The 922-nt window shown below is 69.7% G+C and carries 3 protein-coding genes; all 3 read left to right on the top strand.

From position 1 onward, the window contains the following. A partial coding sequence (locus tag Q5Y72_RS19710) for a hypothetical protein (protein WP_305965084.1) occupies positions 1-300 on the top strand: 300 nt, incomplete at its 5' end. Next, a complete protein-coding gene (locus Q5Y72_RS19715; RefSeq protein ID WP_305965085.1) occupies positions 291-431 on the top strand; it encodes a hypothetical protein in 141 nt (46 codons plus the stop codon). The genes Q5Y72_RS19710 and Q5Y72_RS19715, both read left to right, overlap by 10 nt. Further along, complete coding sequence (locus Q5Y72_RS19720; RefSeq protein ID WP_305965086.1) at positions 428-901, top strand: hypothetical protein; 474 nt, start codon at positions 428-430, stop codon at positions 899-901. Before Q5Y72_RS19715 ends, Q5Y72_RS19720 begins: the two co-directional genes overlap by 4 nt. The last annotated feature ends 21 nt before the right edge of the window (positions 902-922 follow it).

Here is a 922-nt window from a genome sequence, read left to right on the forward strand (position 1 = left end):
AACAACGACATTCATGTGCTCTCCGCGCTTCACGCGGGCGACCCGCTGGCGACCCCGAATGTCTGCCGGATCGCCAAGAACCATGTCGGCGGCTGGCTGGGCGCCTTAGCCACCTCGACCGGCAATGCGACCATCGACGGCGCCGACTTCGGCCGCTGCAGCGCCGAGACGCGGGCGGTCGTGCAAGGGGATGTGGATCTCGGCACGATCCGGGGCGCCTTGACGACACGGACGGCGCGGCGCCGGTCACGGACGCGGCGATCACCGCATGGGCGACCTCGCAGATCGCGTTGTCCGTGAGCCGATCGGGCAATTCGATCACCGTCGATGGCGCAGCCCTCGGCATCCACGGCGCCGGGCTGGATGCGACCGGGCGCGATGCGGCATGGGCCTGGGCCAACAGCCATATACCGCAGGAGCCGGAACCATGATCTTCCCCATCGTCCTTCACCGCCGCCTCGACGGCGCAAAAGCCCGCAACTGGCCCGGCCTCGTCCTGCTCGACCCCGACGCAAGGCTCCCCGCGGCGGTCCTGGCCCAGCAAGCCTGGGAGGCCATGCAAAAGGCAAACCCGGTCAACCTGCTGCGTACACGGCTGTCGGCCACCGGGCGCCGCGAGATGGAGGTCATGGGGCATGAATGCGGGGTGCAGGCAGCCTGCCTCATCCATGACCGCGATCCCGCCGAATATCGTGTCGCCGAGGCGGACCGGGTGAAGGGCGGCTATGACGGCCTGTTCGCCGCCGTCACCCGCGCCCAGCTGCGGGCGGCCATGGAGGCGAGAAGCGACGAGGCGAGGCGGTGGGTCCGCCAGCACCGGGACCGGCTGGAGGAGTGGTCCCGACGGGGCCGCGACGGCGTCAGACGGGTGTCAGGAAATCGGCCCGGCGAGGGAAGCTGACGGAAAAGTGTCGCCCAGAAG

Source organism: Paracoccus spongiarum (assembly GCF_030732095.1).
Lineage (GTDB): Bacteria > Pseudomonadota > Alphaproteobacteria > Rhodobacterales > Rhodobacteraceae > Paracoccus > Paracoccus spongiarum.

What these genes read in the sequence shown, in the direction of transcription:
- Q5Y72_RS19720 (WP_305965086.1), top strand. Translation starts at nt 428, where the DNA reads ATGATCTTCCCCATCGTCCTTCACCGCCGCCTCGACGGCGCAAAAGCC.